21 protein-coding genes are annotated in these 15997 nt (G+C 55.9%); 16 read left to right on the forward strand and 5 right to left on the reverse strand.

Going from position 1 to position 15997, the window contains the following annotated elements; all coding sequences use genetic code 11:
• Positions 1-198 precede the first annotated feature (198 nt).
• Positions 199-669: a hypothetical protein gene (locus J3A71_RS27670; protein ID WP_029885325.1), complete on the reverse strand. Its 471-nt coding sequence runs from the start codon at positions 667-669 to the stop codon at positions 199-201.
• An 80-nt stretch (positions 670-749) separates the two neighbouring features.
• Complete coding sequence (locus J3A71_RS27675; RefSeq protein ID WP_029885326.1) at positions 750-1082, reverse strand: helix-turn-helix transcriptional regulator; 333 nt, start codon at positions 1080-1082, stop codon at positions 750-752.
• A 76-nt stretch (positions 1083-1158) separates the two neighbouring features.
• Here J3A71_RS27675 and J3A71_RS27680 point away from each other — a divergent pair, with 76 nt between their 5' ends.
• From J3A71_RS27680 to J3A71_RS27745, 16 genes are all read left to right on the forward strand, one after another.
• Entirely contained in the window at positions 1159-1359 is a 201-nt protein-coding gene (locus tag J3A71_RS27680; protein ID WP_029885327.1) for a DNA-binding protein, read from the forward strand.
• A gap of 30 nt (positions 1360-1389) precedes the next feature.
• Positions 1390-1875: a YmfL family putative regulatory protein gene (locus tag J3A71_RS27685; protein ID WP_029885328.1), complete on the forward strand. Its 486-nt coding sequence runs from the start codon at positions 1390-1392 to the stop codon at positions 1873-1875.
• The gene (locus J3A71_RS27690; RefSeq protein WP_029885329.1) at positions 1872-2174 is read left to right on the forward strand and encodes an ogr/Delta-like zinc finger family protein; all 303 of its coding nucleotides are present in this window, start codon (positions 1872-1874) and stop codon (positions 2172-2174) included. The genes J3A71_RS27685 and J3A71_RS27690 overlap by 4 nt, the downstream gene beginning before the upstream one ends.
• Complete coding sequence (locus tag J3A71_RS27695; protein WP_029885330.1) at positions 2171-2539, forward strand: hypothetical protein; 369 nt, start codon at positions 2171-2173, stop codon at positions 2537-2539. Before J3A71_RS27690 ends, J3A71_RS27695 begins: the two co-directional genes overlap by 4 nt.
• Before the next feature lie 77 nt (positions 2540-2616).
• Positions 2617-2859, forward strand: a complete 243-nt coding sequence (locus J3A71_RS27700) for a hypothetical protein (protein ID WP_029885331.1) — start codon at positions 2617-2619, stop codon at positions 2857-2859.
• A gap of 11 nt (positions 2860-2870) precedes the next feature.
• Positions 2871-5669, forward strand: coding sequence for a toprim domain-containing protein (locus J3A71_RS27705; RefSeq protein WP_029885332.1), 2799 nt, complete (start codon positions 2871-2873; stop codon positions 5667-5669).
• A 13-nt stretch (positions 5670-5682) separates the two neighbouring features.
• Positions 5683-5976, forward strand: coding sequence for a hypothetical protein (locus tag J3A71_RS27710; protein WP_029885333.1), 294 nt, complete (start codon positions 5683-5685; stop codon positions 5974-5976).
• 66 nt (positions 5977-6042) lie between these two features.
• Entirely contained in the window at positions 6043-6621 is a 579-nt protein-coding gene (locus J3A71_RS27715) for a hypothetical protein (RefSeq protein WP_230584435.1), read from the forward strand.
• Complete coding sequence (locus J3A71_RS27720; protein ID WP_172901721.1) at positions 6618-6791, forward strand: hypothetical protein; 174 nt, start codon at positions 6618-6620, stop codon at positions 6789-6791. Before J3A71_RS27715 ends, J3A71_RS27720 begins: the two co-directional genes overlap by 4 nt.
• On the forward strand, positions 6788-7018 hold the full coding sequence (locus J3A71_RS27725) for a hypothetical protein (protein ID WP_029885335.1): 231 nt from the start codon (positions 6788-6790) through the stop codon (positions 7016-7018). The genes J3A71_RS27720 and J3A71_RS27725 overlap by 4 nt, the downstream gene beginning before the upstream one ends.
• Before the next feature lie 229 nt (positions 7019-7247).
• A complete protein-coding gene (locus J3A71_RS31560) occupies positions 7248-7460 on the forward strand; it encodes a DUF4224 domain-containing protein (RefSeq protein WP_029885336.1) in 213 nt (70 codons plus the stop codon).
• On the forward strand, positions 7457-8629 hold the full coding sequence (locus J3A71_RS27730; protein ID WP_029885337.1) for an integrase: 1173 nt from the start codon (positions 7457-7459) through the stop codon (positions 8627-8629). The genes J3A71_RS31560 and J3A71_RS27730 overlap by 4 nt, the downstream gene beginning before the upstream one ends.
• A gap of 305 nt (positions 8630-8934) precedes the next feature.
• A complete protein-coding gene (locus J3A71_RS27735) occupies positions 8935-10254 on the forward strand; it encodes an integrase arm-type DNA-binding domain-containing protein (RefSeq protein ID WP_054888399.1) in 1320 nt (439 codons plus the stop codon).
• Positions 10255-11184: 930 nt separating this feature from the next.
• Positions 11185-12165 carry an integrase domain-containing protein gene (locus tag J3A71_RS27740; protein ID WP_054888398.1) on the forward strand — a complete coding sequence of 327 codons (981 nt, stop codon included), beginning with the start codon at positions 11185-11187 and terminating at the stop codon, positions 12163-12165.
• On the forward strand, positions 12162-12437 hold the full coding sequence (locus J3A71_RS31565; protein WP_082423648.1) for a hypothetical protein: 276 nt from the start codon (positions 12162-12164) through the stop codon (positions 12435-12437). Before J3A71_RS27740 ends, J3A71_RS31565 begins: the two co-directional genes overlap by 4 nt.
• Positions 12438-12863: 426 nt before the next feature.
• Complete coding sequence (locus J3A71_RS27745) at positions 12864-13430, forward strand: sce7726 family protein (RefSeq protein ID WP_139137841.1); 567 nt, start codon at positions 12864-12866, stop codon at positions 13428-13430.
• On the opposite strand, the gene J3A71_RS27750 is transcribed toward J3A71_RS27745, so the two are convergent.
• From J3A71_RS27750 to J3A71_RS27760, 3 genes are read right to left on the reverse strand one after another with little or no spacing between them, the layout of a single operon-like run.
• Positions 13411-14478, reverse strand: coding sequence for a beta family protein (locus J3A71_RS27750; protein ID WP_054888396.1), 1068 nt, complete (start codon positions 14476-14478; stop codon positions 13411-13413). The genes J3A71_RS27745 and J3A71_RS27750 overlap by 20 nt on opposite strands.
• Positions 14471-15295: an ImmA/IrrE family metallo-endopeptidase gene (locus J3A71_RS27755; protein ID WP_139137840.1), complete on the reverse strand. Its 825-nt coding sequence runs from the start codon at positions 15293-15295 to the stop codon at positions 14471-14473. Before J3A71_RS27755 ends, J3A71_RS27750 begins: the two co-directional genes overlap by 8 nt.
• A complete protein-coding gene (locus J3A71_RS27760) occupies positions 15288-15965 on the reverse strand; it encodes an N-acetyltransferase (RefSeq protein WP_139137839.1) in 678 nt (225 codons plus the stop codon). Before J3A71_RS27760 ends, J3A71_RS27755 begins: the two co-directional genes overlap by 8 nt.
• Positions 15966-15997: the final 32 nt, after the last annotated feature.

Below are 15997 nucleotides of genomic sequence, written 5' to 3' on the forward strand. Positions count from 1 at the left end.
GCCGGCGCTGTTCTTCGCTTCTACGACAGAACAGCCATACAACACGAAATAGGTCCTTCAAACTTGGGCACTTGCGATCCAGCATAGAAACTCCATTTCAAGCGCTCGGCACCACCATGGCACCGTACTAAACGCTCGGGAGTCGCGTATTCTCAGCAGGATCCGGCGTGCCACTACCCGCAAGATGGCTGATTGCCATTATTTTTCGGCCGCGAACTTCTCCACGAAGCCGGCACGGGATTTTTTATTGTCATATCGCCCTGAAAACGATTCGCGCCAAACGTCCAGATTTCCTTCCATGTCAGCTAACTTGATGTCGTAATACTGCTCTACCTGAGAACGAGTCACGTCAACGGTCTGCGATCCTTGCTCCCTCGGCACAGTCACGATCAAACGCTGTAGGTTGGGAACATCCCGAAAAATTCGCACGGTATCGATGGCGAAAATTTTGTTCGCCTTGTCACCCGTTTCAAAGTACTCGGGATGACGATCGGGTACCTTGAATACGACCTTTCCGGTCGACCCTGACTCTTCAGCAGACCTAATAATCGTCGGGGAGAAGACACGTTCCACCCTATCGGTGAACTCACTGGCGCAGGCATTCCCTACCGACAGCGCAACCAGCAGCGCACCAGCGCCGCGCACTACAGCACGTCCGAAACCATTCATTCCCTGGATTCCATACCCTCGCAGCCGCCGGACTGCGAATGCCTTAAATTCTTGGGCCGGCGCCCGCGTATCCGGTCCAACTACTTGTTGAAAGAGGCCAGCGCCTCGCTGACTGAGTCGATGGTTACGCGTGCCTCTGCTGACATTCGGCGATATCGCGTAACCAACTGAGTTTCTTCAGCCGAGATATCGCCCGGTGCCTGTGGCTTGCGCTCACCAGTAAGCACATACAGCACATCAACACCTTTCTCCGCGAGCGCAGCCAGGTAGGCCGCATCGGGACTGCGGTCCCCTTTTTCATATTTCCCTTGGGTGTTGCGATTTACCCCGCCCAGTTGGCCGAGTTCTTCTTGATTCCACCCAAATCGCTCGCGCTCCTCGCGCAGGCGCTCACCAATTGCACACGATTGCACACAGATTCCTTTGACATGCTCGCTTTTGCGTGCATAATCGTCAGCATATGAACACGTTTGAACACAGATGAACACTATGCCCGCCCCCCTTACGCTGGATCAAGCACGAGAAAAGCTCGATCGAGCCGGCATCTCCATCGCCGAGTTCAGTCGCAAGCACAACCTCAACAAGAACCTGGTCAGCGATCTGCTCAACGGTCGCAAAAAAGGCCGGTTCGGAGAGGCACACCGCGCTGCTGTTTTGCTCGGTATCAAGATCGGCGAGATCGAAAAATAGCCATCCCTGGCCCAAGGAAGAAACCAGAACATGAAATCCCCCGTTCTAGAGACCCTGCGCCAGGTTGTCAGCGCCGTTGTGTGCGCTTACCCAGGCGGTCGCGAATGCGCCTCCCAACGTCTTGGTCTCCAGCTCAAGCAATTCGACAACCGCGTTTACGAGAACGCCGGCAGCCGCCCGCTGAGCTATGACCAGATTCACCAGCTGGAGCAGGACACCAATACCTCTCACTTGCCGGAATTCGTTGCCAGGCTGTATGGCGGCATGTTCGTGCCCCTGAGCAGACCGGAAGATCTGGACAACGTCGAGCTGTACCAGCGTTCTCTCAAAACCGACGCGAAGCTTGGGCACATTGATCAGCTCATTGCGGCGTCGATCGAGGATGGCGTCATCGAGCCTCACGAAGCGATGGCCATCATCCAGGCGCTCACCTGCTACATGGCTGCACGCACGGCAGAGGTGGCTGCGACCATCCAGCTGTACGGCAAGCAGAAGAAGCGGGGGCGCAACAAATGAGCAGCGCTTACAAACTCGTATGCCCCCACTGCACCAGCAAGATGCGCATTCGCACCAGTGAAGGCACCCACATTTTCCTGCGCATCGCCTACCTGCAGTGCGTGAACGAGGCGTGTGGCTGGTCCGTTCGCGCCGAGTTCGAAATGACCCACGAAATGAGCCCCAGCGGGATGCCGAACCCGTCAGTTCGACTGCCCGTTGCACCGGTGGCAATTCGGCGTCAGGCCATGAAATCCGCTTCACAGGATAACCAACCCGATCTGCTCGACCAGCTGGACATGGAGGAAGCAACCGCATGAACGCCATCGCCCTGATCAACGACCACGAAACCGACTACCGGGACGCTATGCAGCGCGCTGCAGTGGCTTACCTGTTCCGCCGTGAAGGGCTGCACCTTTCTGGTGATAACCAGGTGCTGCAGAGCTGCCGCGTATATCTGGGTCAGTCGCTGGAGGTCCCACCTCACTTGGTACAGCGCATTGCCGAACTTGCCGTTGCTGAGTTCGAGAGCAAGACCACCAAGCGTCTGCAGATGATTGGCGTCTCTCCATCCAGCGGGATCTACCGCCCTCAGCTCATCTTGTTGGACACCATCACCCAGCACCGCTACCAGGTGCCGGCACGCTACCTACCGCGCCGCATGCTTCAACACCGCGAAATCTGACGTAACCCCGAACAACCCCCTTCCCGGTGCCCCGTTCTGCGTGGGTAAGGGGAAACTGCATTCCACTGGTGGCAGAAATGAGCAAGATCAACCTTCAAATCGAGCTGGACGAGCAGCAGGCGAAGCACTACCTGCAATGGCTCGACAGCCAGTACACCCTGACGATGGCTGAAGTTTGGTATTCCGACCGGTACCGCAACGTGCCTGCAGGGGAGCGCGGCCCGAAGGTGCTCGCTGACGTACCTCACTTGCAGGGCATTTGCCGTACTCGCAAGGCGCTTGAACGAAAGCTGGGCTCGGCCGTGGAGCGTTCGCGGTGATTCGACAGCCCATGGAAGTCCAGCTGCGCGCAGACGTATTGCAGCGCCTGGAAAGCGACTTCGGCCTGCAACACATGGCGGGCACCGATTACATGCGCAAGGGCACCTGCCCGCAGTGCAGCCAGAAACGCCTGTTCTCCCGGCACGATAACCCGTGGTTCATTCGCTGTGGTCGTGAGGAAAAGTGCCGTTACATGGCACCCGTTAAAGAGATCTACCCGGATCTGTTCGACGACTGGAGTAAGCGCGCCCCTGCCACCGACAAAGAGCCGGCGGCAAGCGCTATCGCCTACCTCACATTTGCCCGTGGCTTCGACCTCAACCTGGTCAAGGGCTGGTATACCCAGGAGAACTACTTCGACCGCGAGCTGGGCATTGGCTCTGCAACAGTACGCTTCCCGCTCGAGCACGGTGGGTATTGGGAGCGCCTGATCGATCAGCCGGCACGGTTCGGCAAAAAGAAGGCGCGCTTCCAGCCAGGCAAGAGCTACAAAGGCCACTGGTGGTGCCCGCCCGGCGTCGACCTGCAGGAGGTGAAAGAGCTGTGGATCGTCGAGGGGATCTTCGACGCCATCGCTCTGCTGCATAACGGCATCGCTGCCGTGGCTGCGCTGTCATCCAACGCCTACCCCGAGGAGTCCCTCAAGGCCCTGATTGCCACCTGCGAGGGCAAGACGCCGAAGCTCATCTGGGCGCTCGACAACGAACCAGGTGCACACAAGTACACCAAGGTGTGGGTCAAGCAGGCCAGGGCGCTCGGGTTCACCTGCGAAGCGGCCCAGATCCCTCAACCGGACGCCCGCAAGGTCGACTGGAACGATCTGCATCAGCGCTGGGCGTTCCTGGACGACGACGAAGCCCGGGCAGACCGCATCAAGCACGACCTGGACGAGGCTAAGCACCACGGTGCGCTGCTGATCGCAGAGAGCGCGGTGGAGAAGGCACTGCTGCTGTACCAGTGGCGCGAGCGCGAGGAATTCCACTTTGGCTTCGACTCCCGCCTCTATTGGTGGCGCCTCGACATTTCCAAGTTCAACAGCGCCATGCAGGCACTGGATTCCAGCGAGAGCCAGGAAGACCAGCAACTCAACGACAAAGGGCGACGGGCCAAGGCTTTGCGCATGTCCGGCTGCGTGGTCGAGATCGCGAACTGCTATCCGAAGGCCCTGTATTACCAGCGGAACGAAATCACCGACGAGTCCTGGTACTTCTTCCGCGTCGACTTCCCGCACGACGGCGCGGCCGTGAAGAACACCTTCACCGGCAGCCAGGTGGCCACCGCAAGCGAATTCAAGAAAAGACTTCTCGGCATGGGTGCCGGAGCCGTGTTCACCGGTAGTGGACAGCAATTGGACAAGATCATGAAAGACCAGCTTTTCGGCATCAAAACCGTCCAGACCATCGATTACATCGGCTACAGCCGCGAATACGGCTGCTACGTGTTCAACGAAGTGGCCGTCCGTGATGGCCAGATCGTGGGCGTAAACGAAGAGGAATTCTTCGAGATGGGCAAGCTCAAGCTCAAGAGCTTGCAGAAGGGCGTGAAGATGGCGCTGCAGCGGGACGACAAGCGCTATAGCCCGGAATGGCTGGACCTGCTGTGGACCTGCTTCGGTGCCCAGGGCATCGTCGCTCTCAACTTCTGGTTTGGCTCACTGTTCGCCGAGCAGATCCGCCACCGGTACCAGTCTTTCCCCTTCCTGGAGGCCACCGGCGAGGCCGGCGCCGGCAAGACCACCTTGCTCACCCTGCTGTGGAAGCTGTTCGGCCGCGAAGGCTACGAGGGTTTCGACCCTGCCAAGTCGACCAAGGCAGGCCGCAGCCGCTTGATGGGGCAGGTATCCGGCATGCCGGTCGTTCTGCTCGAATCCGATCGCAGCGGCGATGACAAGAGCCACGCCAAGACCTTCGAGTGGGACGAGTTGAAGGACTATTTCGGCGGCGGCACGCTGGCGACCAAGGGCGTCAAGACCGCCGGCAACGAAACCTACGAGCCGCCCTTCCGCGGCACCATCGCGATCAGCCAGAACGCTCCAGTTGTGGCGTCCGAGGCGATCATGACCCGTATCGTCAAACTGCACTTCGTTCGCCCCCAGGTGACGGTTGAAAGCCGCGCCGCGGCCGATCGCCTGAATGGACTGGACGGCGCGCTGCTCAGTAACTTCCTGCTGCGGGCAGTACGGAAAGAGGCTGAGGTCCTGGAGCTGTTCGCGGATCGCCTGCCGGTCTATGAGGCCAAGCTGCGTGCACTGCATTCGCACTGCTTCGCCTGCGGTAACCAGTTCCAAGGCGAGGAAAACCACTGTAACCACTGCGGCAACAAGCTCAGCGGTTACATCCGCGTAGAGCGGATCATCTACAACCACGCGCAAATGATGGCCCTGCTCGACTGCCTGCGCCTGGTGCTGCCCCTCAGCGATGACCAGGTGAACCACACCCGCGCCCAACTCGTGAGGATGGCGATCGAGCGCCAAGCCTCGATCAGCTCTGATCACCCTGTCGTAGCCGAATTCTGGGAGGTGTACGAGTACCTGCAAGGCCTGGACGCTGACGGCCCAGTGGTTAACCACAGCAAAAAAGACCACCTCATCGCCATCAACCTCAACGACTTCGTCAAGTGTGCGGCCGAGCACCGGCAGAAGTTGGCCGACATCAACGAGCTGCGCGATCGGCTCAAGGATTCCCGCTCCCACAAGCTCATCGAGGTCAACAAGGCCGTCGATAGTGCTGTACGCGCGCACCAGGCCAAGACCGGCAACTACACCATTTCCAAACAACCCATCGTCAAGTGCTGGATGTTCCAGGCCTGAGCAAGGAGTCGTTATGCAAATTCGCGTGCTGATCGGAAACGCCAGTGCCTGCGGTCGCAGCCAGCTGCAGCAGGAGCAAGACCGCCTGGTACAGGCCGGCCACAACTACCCCGTCATCAACGCCGGCGCCTACGCCGAGGACGGCTTGCTGACGATCCTGGAAGTCCGGGTAAACGGTGGCCAGCGCGAGATCCTGGTCGACGATTGCACCAGGGCCCAGATCCACAACGTGCTGGCCTGGCAATCCTCCGTCGAGGACGACGCCCAGTTCGATGACCTGGTCGTGCACCTGGCCCGCCGGAACTGATTTGAAAACGAAGTGGTGCCAAGGAGTTGCCGCTCCCGGGCACCAGCCAATCCCAAGGAGAACCACATGCAAGTAGAAACCCCAGAAGTCGGCGCCGAGCAGGCTACCACACCGCGGTACGACACCATCGTCATACGTGGCGCCCATGGCACAACGATCCCGCGAGAGTTCGACGGTGGCGAGATTGTTGCCTGGAGTCGGGGTCACGAGCTGGCGGCCATGGCGGCTCTGGAAGAGTTCGTCGAGGATCTGGCAGCCGGCAATTGCCACCAACCCCCGCACCTGACCCAAGGTGCTGGTAGTGCACTCAACCTCATGCATCGGCGCCGGGCCATTGGGTGGGCAGCAGATGAACCAGTAGAGCATCCACCCGCAGACTGGCGAACCGCTGTTGCCCGCGCTGTGGCAACAGCCAGAAAGGTGTTCGACGAAGATCCTGACGAAGTCATGGACGCGATCCGGTACATGGAGGCTCTGCTACTGGCGAACGAACCGTCACGACAGCAGAAGCCGTTCATGTTCGTTCAACTGCGAGATGGCAACGTAGAGGATTGGACACAGGACGCGCACCTGGCGGAGCACTGGGAACAAGAGGGCTTGACGGTAGCCAAGCTCCATACCGCTGCTCAGGGGGTTACAGCATGAAGGCCTGTACCCTGGGCAAACGCCACAGCTGGAAATTCGTGCGCAATGTCGTGACCAGCCACCTTAAAGGCCGTGTGGGCCGCATCACCAAGGTTGGGCTCTACCGCTGCAAATGCGGCGCTGCGAAGTACGGAAACCCAGGTCTGGCGGACCATGGCGGTGCCGAATGAACAGCACCCAAAGAACAGACGACCTGGTGATCACCGTTCGCTTGAGCGCCGGCACGTATACAGCCCGGGCTCGAGGCGAGAAGTTAACCGCCAGTAGCACCATCAGCGCCGATGCAGCTGCTCGGGCTTTGGCCAACAAGCTTGGCGCACAGATGGCACAGCCGGATCTGTTCGCAGCCAACCGCTGCAGCACCGACTCACACGTCCAGTTCACCGCACAGCGCTGATAGAAAGCCAAAATGACCAACACGGCAATCATCAAAGTAGCGCTGCTCACGGGGTTCAGCGCAGGCCTCGCGTTTGAGCTGGCTCAACGCGTGACATGGTGGGTCACGGGGTTGATGGGATTCTGTTATGGCTGACTCAGTAGCTCCTAGAAACTCTGCTTACCACTTCTAATAATCACCCTGCCGGCATTAAACGATAATGCCGGCAGGCGCTTTTGCGAGACATAGTATGGGGAATGGAATCAGCGACGTTCTCAGCTTTGAGGACCTCCAACGCATCACCGGTTATCAGCGTCGATCGGACGTTGAGCGAACCCTGGTCCAGCAGGGCATCCGCATGTTCCGGGGCAAGTCCGGGCCCTGGACTACCATTGACCTTATCAATCGTGCCGGCGGCGTTGGCCCTGGCCAATCGGAGCGATACGACGCCGACATCCTATGAAGAAGGCCCGCAAGCGGAAGCACAATCCGCATATCCCAAGTCACATCGACCAAGCCGTGCTCCCCGCGGCTATTTACTTTGACCACCGGGGCTCCGGGGTCTGGTACACCTCCCACCGCGACGAACATGGCAAACAGTGCCGGCGCAACGTTGCGCCGGCGGACGCCACAATGGTCGAACTGCATCGCATCATGGACGAAGTCAGCAACGCTGACCGCGAAACCCTGCGCTACCTGTGCGACCAGTTCCACCTGAGCCCACAGTTCAAAGATGATCTGACGCCCCGTACCAAGGCCGATTACGTCTACTGCCGCGAAGTCCTGGTGAACCAACCAACCAGGATGGGCAAACCTCTTGGCGATCTGGCGGTGCGGCGTTTCTCTCCCGCTCTGGTGCAGCGCCTGGTCGACAAGATCTCAGGCGAGGGCACCCCCTCAAAAGCTGCCCATGTGCTGCGATACCTGCGCCGCGTCATGATGTGGGGCCGCAATCGCGGCTACCTGGACAGCAACCCCGCCCAGGGCATTGAGGCGCCCAAAGAGCGCCGACAGCGCCGTCTGCCATCTATATCGGTAATGGAAGAAATGATCGATCGGGCCAAGGCGCTCGGCCGCCTGCATCGCAACGAGCCCAGCAGTTGCCCGGTGTACCTGAGTATCGCAATGGAACTGGCCTACCTGTGCCGGCTGCGCGGCATCGAGGTCGTCACGCTGACCGACGCCAACGAGCTCGAGGAAGGGGTTCAGACCAACCGCCGGAAAGGCAGCCGGGACAACATAGTGCGCTGGACCCCGCGTCTGCGGGCCGTATGGGACGAGGCCAAGGCCTACCGGCTGAAGATCTGGACTGCTCGCAAGTTCCCCACGCCCCTGCGCCCGGAGCGGCGGCCGCTGATCGTTGGCAGCCAAGGCACGGCCCTGAGCAAGTCAGGGCTGGACACGGCATGGCAGCGGTTCATGACGAAGGCCGTCGCGGCCGGTGTAATCCTCGAGGAGGAGCGGTATGGCCTGCACGACCTCAAGCGCCGCGGCATCACCGATACACCAGGTACTCGAGCAGACAAACAGGAGGCCAGCGGCCACCGTGACGAAGCCATGCTCGACATCTACGACCTCAGCCTTCCCCTGGTAGACCCTTCCGATACAAAGCCCCCCCGCCCCCTTGCGTAACAAGCCCTTGCAACCCCCTGAAAACACTGGGTTTTCGGGTGTTGGCACGTAACAAGAAAATGGCATAAGTCATTGATTTAATTGTTGTGTGCAGGTGACTTGTAATCAGTAGGTCCCGGGTTCGATTCCTGGTGCCGGCACCATTCAAGGTTCCATAGAGAGCTTTCAAAATCTCTGGAACCCCCGAAAAACCCGCCTTTTGGCGGGTTTTTTCGTTTTGGCGTTCCGTCGGATTCCGAGGGTAGCCAGCGCTAATAAGGGTACTTTTAAGGATACCTACCAATTCGACATTGGAAAGTACCCTTATGGCTCGCACAACGGCTCCCCTTACCGACAACGCCTGCCGCACTGCAAAGGCTCGCGAACGTGAGTACAAGCTTTTTGACGGCGATGGCCTTTACCTGCTCGTGAAGCCCAACGGTCGCAAAGGCTGGCGGCTCAGGTACGTGAAGCCCGATGGTCGCGAGGGCCTCACCTCACTCGGCAATTACCCGGTGGTCGGGCTGGCTGACGCTCGCCACAAGCGCTTCGAGCTTAAACAGCAGCTCGCCAACGGCATTGACCCCATCCAATCCAAGCAGCAGGCCAAGGTGCAAGCCGTAATCAATGGCCGTACCTTCGAAAGCGTTGCGCTCGATTGGTATGCCGGGATGGTGCCCAAGTGGGCGCCGGGCCACGCCAAGACTGTACTCAGCCGGTTGAAGACTCATGTATTCCCTTTGCTCGGTGCCAGGGCAATCGTTGAGTTGGACACCCACGACCTCATGCAGCCACTGGAAGCGGTGACGAAGCGCGGCACCATCGACGTGGCGCTCAGGATCAAGAACTACCTGCAAAGCATCATGCGCGAAGCCAAACGGCTGCGGCTGATCACCGCGAACCCGGCTCACGACCTCGACGGCTCGATCAGAGCACCACGGGTTACACATCGACCCGCACTACCCTTATCGCGGCTGCCAGAGCTGCAAGCACGCATCGACGACTACAAAGGTCGTCCACTCACACGCCTTACCGTGATGCTGTCGCTGCACGTGTTCGTACGCTCCAGTGAGCTGCGCTTCGCCCGCTGGAACGAGTTCGACCTCAATCGCGGCATCTGGGAGATCCCCGACACTCGCCCGGCGCTCGACGGCGTACCGTTTTCCACAAGGGGTACGAAAATGGCCGGAGACATTCACGTTGTACCCTTATCGCCGCAAGCAGTGGGCTTGCTTGAGCAGATCCACGCGATCACCGGCAAGTTCGAGCTGGTGTTCGCGGGAGATGCCAAACCGTGGAAACCGATGTCTGAGAACACGGTGAATGCCGCGCTAAGGACGATGGGCTATGACACCAAAGTGGATATCTGCGGCCACGGGTTCCGAGCCATGGCGTGCAGTGCGCTGGTCGAATCCGGACTTTGGTCAGAGACGGCCATCGAACGGCAGATGAGCCACAAAGAACGCAACAACGTGCGCGCCGCTTATACCCACAAGGCCGAGTTCCTCGAAGAGCGCCGGATGATCATGACCTGGTGGAGCCGGTTTCTGGAGGCGAACCGCGAGGACCATGTGACGCCGCATGAGTTTGCCAAGCAAACGGGCGAGAACGTCACGCGTCTTCGCAGTGCCAAGATGAGCGAGTAACCCGCCGCGCCACCACCTCAACTTGCGGTGAATTTACCCACAGCACCGCATGAAGCTCCTCCGCGCGGGTCCTTTCAAACGGGGCTGCAAAGCCGCCCCGTTTGAAAGGAGCATACCTAAGAAAAAAACTGCTGGCACAGCTTACGTCTGTGGAAAACCACTGATGTCCACCGGGGGATAGTTTTATCCACAGGCGCTAAATCCCTGATATCGCGATGCTTGACGAATATTGTCCACAAGCGTAGACCGGGAGTCGCAAGAGCTGTCGATGACAGCACCCCAGGTGACCCGAACCTTAAAGGTCACGCCGCTCCCGCGGTGGTTCACCCGCAAGTACGATTCGCGTCCGGCAGCTCGTACGGTCACTACCCATGTGATGGATGCCAACTCAATATCGTTGCCCCTGCGGCAACCACCCTACCCATCTGCTCAGCAGCAACCTATCCGCTTGGCCATTTCGCGTGCGCCAACCTGCGCCCGTCTCTTTCTCCTGGAAAGAGACGGGCGCGTCTAACACTGCTGCAGCCCTCATCGCATTTGGCTTTGCGGCAACTTCACTCGTGACAATCGGCGTGACAAACGCCGATGTCACCAGCAACAGCGATGTAGATGATGGTGCCGCAGACCAAGGAATGGACTGCACCTGACTGACAGTCAGGCATGCCCCGGTCATCGCATTGCTGCGCTCACCCGGCTCAGGATCTCGCGGCACTGGTCTCGTCAGCCAATGCAGCCTCCACCCGCCCACCGGTAACGGTGCTCAGGAGGCCAGATCATGAGATGCCCTTGCTCCCGGTCGTAAGGAGCCGCCAGTCCCGCGTTAGAGGACATCCCCACAGGTCGCAGGGGCCTTGATCCCTGATAACACTCAACATTCTTGGCGGGATGACGTGGGGCGAGGATCGGAGATCGGAAGATGAGGTGACTGGCATGGCATTGGTGGGTAGACGCGATGGCCGCAATTTCGGTTACGGCAGACAATTGAGCTACGCAGGGCCGCAGGCGCTTAAGGACATGTTCGGCGGCGGCCACTACGGCACGGTCAAGGCGCACTGTGATCGGTGGCAGGCATTCGTGAAGTGGTGCCGCTCCGAACAGGGACCGGGTATCAACGATGCGCGGCAGATTGATCGGAAGGTATTGGCGGACTATGCAGCGTATCTGCGCGATGTGGTTGGGCGCGGTGACCTCGCCGTCAGCACGGCACAAAACCGGCTATCCAGCGTTAACAGGACCATGGCTGCGCTTCGCGGTGATCAGTGCGTGAAATTGCCAAGTCCGAGCAAGGCGTTGGGCATGCAGCGTGTCGGGGTCCGATATTCAGTGCCACAGGGCCAAGACCGCGAACAGGTTAAGCAGATCGTCGACGCGCTTTACCGCGATCATCAGCAACGAGCCGCCGCGATTGTTCTATTGGCGCGAGCCACAGGCATGCGCTTACGTGAGGCCATCTTAGCTGATCTGCCACGGCTGAGCCGTGAGGCTGAAGACCTAGGCAGAATCAACATTCAGGACGGCACCAAAGGCGGCCGCGCGGGAGCCTCGGCACCCCGCTGGATTTCGGTCGATGATCAAGTTCGAGGTGCACTTGGGGTTGCAAGGCAGGTGTCGCCTGCCGGTAGCCACAACATGATTGCGCCATACGAAAGCTACCTGAGTCTCCTACAAGAAATCATCCGCCCTGCGCGCGACATCCTGCATGCACACAACCTCAAAGGCTTCCATGAGCTACGAGCGGCCTATGCATGTGAGCGCTATGAGCAAATTACTCAACACCACGCGCCCATCAACGGCGGCCATTGTTGCCAGGTAGATAGGAACCTTGATCGTGAGGCCCGGAGGCAACTCAGCTATGAGCTGGGGCACGGTCGGATCGACGTGGTCGCGGCTTACATTGGGGGGCGAGTATGAGTAAGCCATTCGACATGGAGCTGTTCTTGGCTGGAGTGCTGACCGGCTCACACGCAACCCGGCGACGCCATGTACGGCAGGCGAAAATCATCCAGGCTGAGATTGCAGAGCGGTGGCAGTTGAAAACACCTTGGGCTTGGCAGCGAAAGCATGTCGTTTGGTTCCTGGAGCATCGCCTACGCAAACGCAGCGACGCAACGCGGTATTATTACGTGCTGACAGTACGACTGCTCACTCAACGTCTAGGAACGACATGGGTTTTCAATCTGTAAGCGAGACTTTGATCTGAAGATCACGACTGACAGCAGTCGGCCAAGCCGAGGCGGCCCAGGGTAAAGGGTCGGCCTCATTCGCCGGTAAATTGTTATGTGATAATGGCTGCCGGTTGCCAAGCTTTCGCGCCCCGAGTGGCCAGTGGCCGAGGAACTGCTGCAATGCTTGCATGTCCCTTGCTCAAGGCTAGAAATGTCGATTTGCACTGCCTGCGCTGGGGCGGTTTCTTGATGTCGATGATATAATGAAGCCCGCTCGGCCTGACCTATTAAGCATCAGTGATGAGGCATCGGCAAATCAGATAGCGTGCATTTAGTTAAAATCAATATCAGTACAGCTTAGACAAATGCCACATGCAAGATGAAAACTATACTAATTTTATTTCAATACAATTTATTTAACTATGTTGCGAGCATATAACTAAGATGTTAAATGACTCATTAATTCGTCTTGCGCTGCTGGCTAGGTTAAGAAATGCTCACCCTCAGCCTAAAGCTCTCATTGAAGAACTACGAGTTCACAACGGCAATGCTATTGCGGATGTTGTTGCAGTTCATAAAGAGGCCCATTGTTACGAAATTAAGGGGGATGGTGATAAAGTCGAAAGAATTGCTCAGCAAGGTATATATTATGACCTCGCTTTCAGAAAGGTCACTTTAGTAACCACGTCTAAGCACATAGCAAAAGCAATTAAAATTGCACCTATCCATTGGGGAGTGCTTGAAGCGAAAGAAAACTCTACGGGTAAAATTATTTTCAGACCAGTTCGCCAAGCTCAGAAAAGCGTTGCATTTGACAAGCAGATAGCGCTTTTGACTCTCTGGCGAAATGAATTATTTGAAATCGCAAGCAGCATAGAGGATAAAATTCAGAACAAAATAAACAGAGACTCTCTATCTTTTCTCATCTCCCAGGCCTTCGGCGCCCAAGAGCTTAGCCTGACGATAGGCAAAGCCCTTGTGCTTAGGACACTTACAAAAGATCAAGCATAAATGAGATGTGGGAGTTAATTGTAGGCTTTAAGACACTACCGGGCATGACCGTCGATCCAAGCCCTGCAGCTTTTTCAACCAGATACAAATCGCCTTCCGAATTTCCGTGCCGGAAGAAGCTCTTTGCGACTATAGTTGCGGCTATATCGTTGTATTGCTTAAACCCTCGTGCATGTGTCTTAATCCCCCCGCCACGTACTATATAGTGCTTATCCTCATAAGAGTAGACAACCTTAGGTGCGGTAACGTTTAGCATATTGCGCGGATCAATATCAGAGTCCGAGTAGTCAGGACTCACAATAGTATAGTCCCCAAAAATCACATTATGACCGGTGAGTCCAGAGATAGCGCTGCTGTAGATAGCAATTTCGTTGCGATCCAGATGCTTTTCGCTATTAGTTGAAAGTATGTCGCCTGCTACTGGCGAAAGTGTAGAACCTGTAATAACAATAGCTTCGTATGCATGATCCGCAACTGCTGCTGCACAAAACGCTTTTATCTGCGCGCCACGAGCAATCGCGTCAACTCCCTTGCAAACCCTGTTGTCTATAACGAGCACCCATCGATCATATATACCCTTCCCCATGGCTATGAGATCCAAAATATCTGTTCTAATAAGGCTATAACTGACCAGATCATCGCTGGAAACACGCAAAGCGATTCGCCTGTTATTCACAGCTCTAGTAATCGCAGGTGTAAACACACAAGAATTTCGATCAGCGGTACGATCTACCCCAACCACTGGATTGAAATTTAGGTCTTGAGCAAGCATGCATGCTGCGAGATATTCGTAGCTGGGACGGCCGCCGATTAGGATAGAATCTGGAATATCGTAGTCATCTACGAAATATTCGGGAACGCCCTTCATATTCAGACAAAATTTCCGAGCAGCAGTCTCTATAGTCTTCTTTAATACTTTAGCATCCATATCTTTCTTCAAAGGTAGATCGAAGAAAGGAGCGACAAGTTTTTTTCTTTCCTTGCTAAGAGACTTGATCGCGCCAAATTCATTAGCTTTGGCTTTCAGGAATGGAATGTACTTAGGCATCTGAGCTGATCATCCTTTTGACGCTTATCTCATGGATAACGCTGTTGAAAAGAGTATAGTTTCCTAAATCATGCCTTACAAAACCGGCAAGAACTGCAGGATGCATCGAAAATTTCTGCGCATCTTTAAGCAACTCATCTTCATTACGATGTCTCCGTACTGAAGCAGATCGCCAATCGCTGCGACTAATAAAGGACTCTTTGGCTAGCTGATTTGCCTCTAGCTCAATAATGTCTTCACCAAGATCATCAAGACAGTCGAAGTGAGGTTCATTAAAACGATCATAATGAATTGAAACATGAGACAGCTCATGCATCAATGTAAACCAAAAATAGTCATATCTATCATATCGCAACGTCATACCAACAACAGGAGTTCCACACTGGAGTTTGAAGAATACTCCATCAGTCTTCATGCCGGAACTTTGAGGCAAGAAAACCAGCACAACTCCATGCTGCCAGAGATAGCTGGATACTTGCTTCAAATTCTCAGGATTTAAGGACAGCCCGGATAAATCTTTTAATACTTCCTTGGGCAACCCTTTAAATCCTTTAACCTTTCCAGTTGAAACTACTATTTCAGCGTAGCGTTGTACTTGAGAAAGCCAGAGGAAGGTTTCGGTTTCCTTAGCAGTACCGCTGCGCCTAAATAGCGCACTGCCAGCTGCTCCCGACAGTAGGTCTTTAAAAACAAGGGGGTCGTCAGATCCTAGCTTTTTAGAAATTTCAGAGTAAGACTTCAACGCACTCAGAAGTCTTTCGGGAGTGCAATCAGAAGTAGAGACGAAAAAATCTTCGAACTCATTCTTATCATCCATTGGCTGCAGCTCCGAATACTTGAGCGGCTTCCCTAGCCATCTCGTAATAATCAAGGCTCTCTTTATTTCTCTCGGGGAAGCAAGTCATGCCAATCTTATTGTAGTACGCAGCAGCTTTGGGTAACGAATGCAATGAAAAACCAGGGCGCAGACCTAAGGTGTCAGTCGCGTACTTTGATGCATACCTAATTAAATCAGAGCCTATGCCTTTAAATCGTGCGACACTCAATGGATTAGGTCTATTCCATGGTGCCACTGCGATATACTCTATGTAAAAAATCCCTTGACCATCTATAATACTATCTTTCGGATGATATATAAGACAAGCAGCCTGGATGGCATCCTCAGCCTTATAAAAAAACCAGTCATAATCTTCTGCAATATGATGAATAGCTTTAGCACTCCATCGCCAGTGAGCGTCCTCCATATGCAGATCAGATATTTTTTTTAGTAATTCTTCTTCACTTGCCACTGAGCTTTGCACGCAGCGAAGTATTTCGATATTTTTTGCGGTCCATTCAGTATCACACTTATGGGCTAGCGCGATGTCCCATCCGTGAAGTAGCTGAAACGACACGTTTTGCCCAACAGTGTTTGTTTTAACCCCAGAAATAAGGGCTGATGCCGGGGGAGAGGACGCAATAAGAGACTTGATGCTTTTTATATCCATATAACACCGCAATTCAGTAAGAATTATATTTT

Origin of the sequence: Pseudomonas sp. PvP089 (genome assembly GCF_017875165.1) — a bacterium.
In the GTDB taxonomy this organism is placed as follows: Bacteria; Pseudomonadota; Gammaproteobacteria; order Pseudomonadales; family Pseudomonadaceae; genus Aquipseudomonas; species Aquipseudomonas fortuita.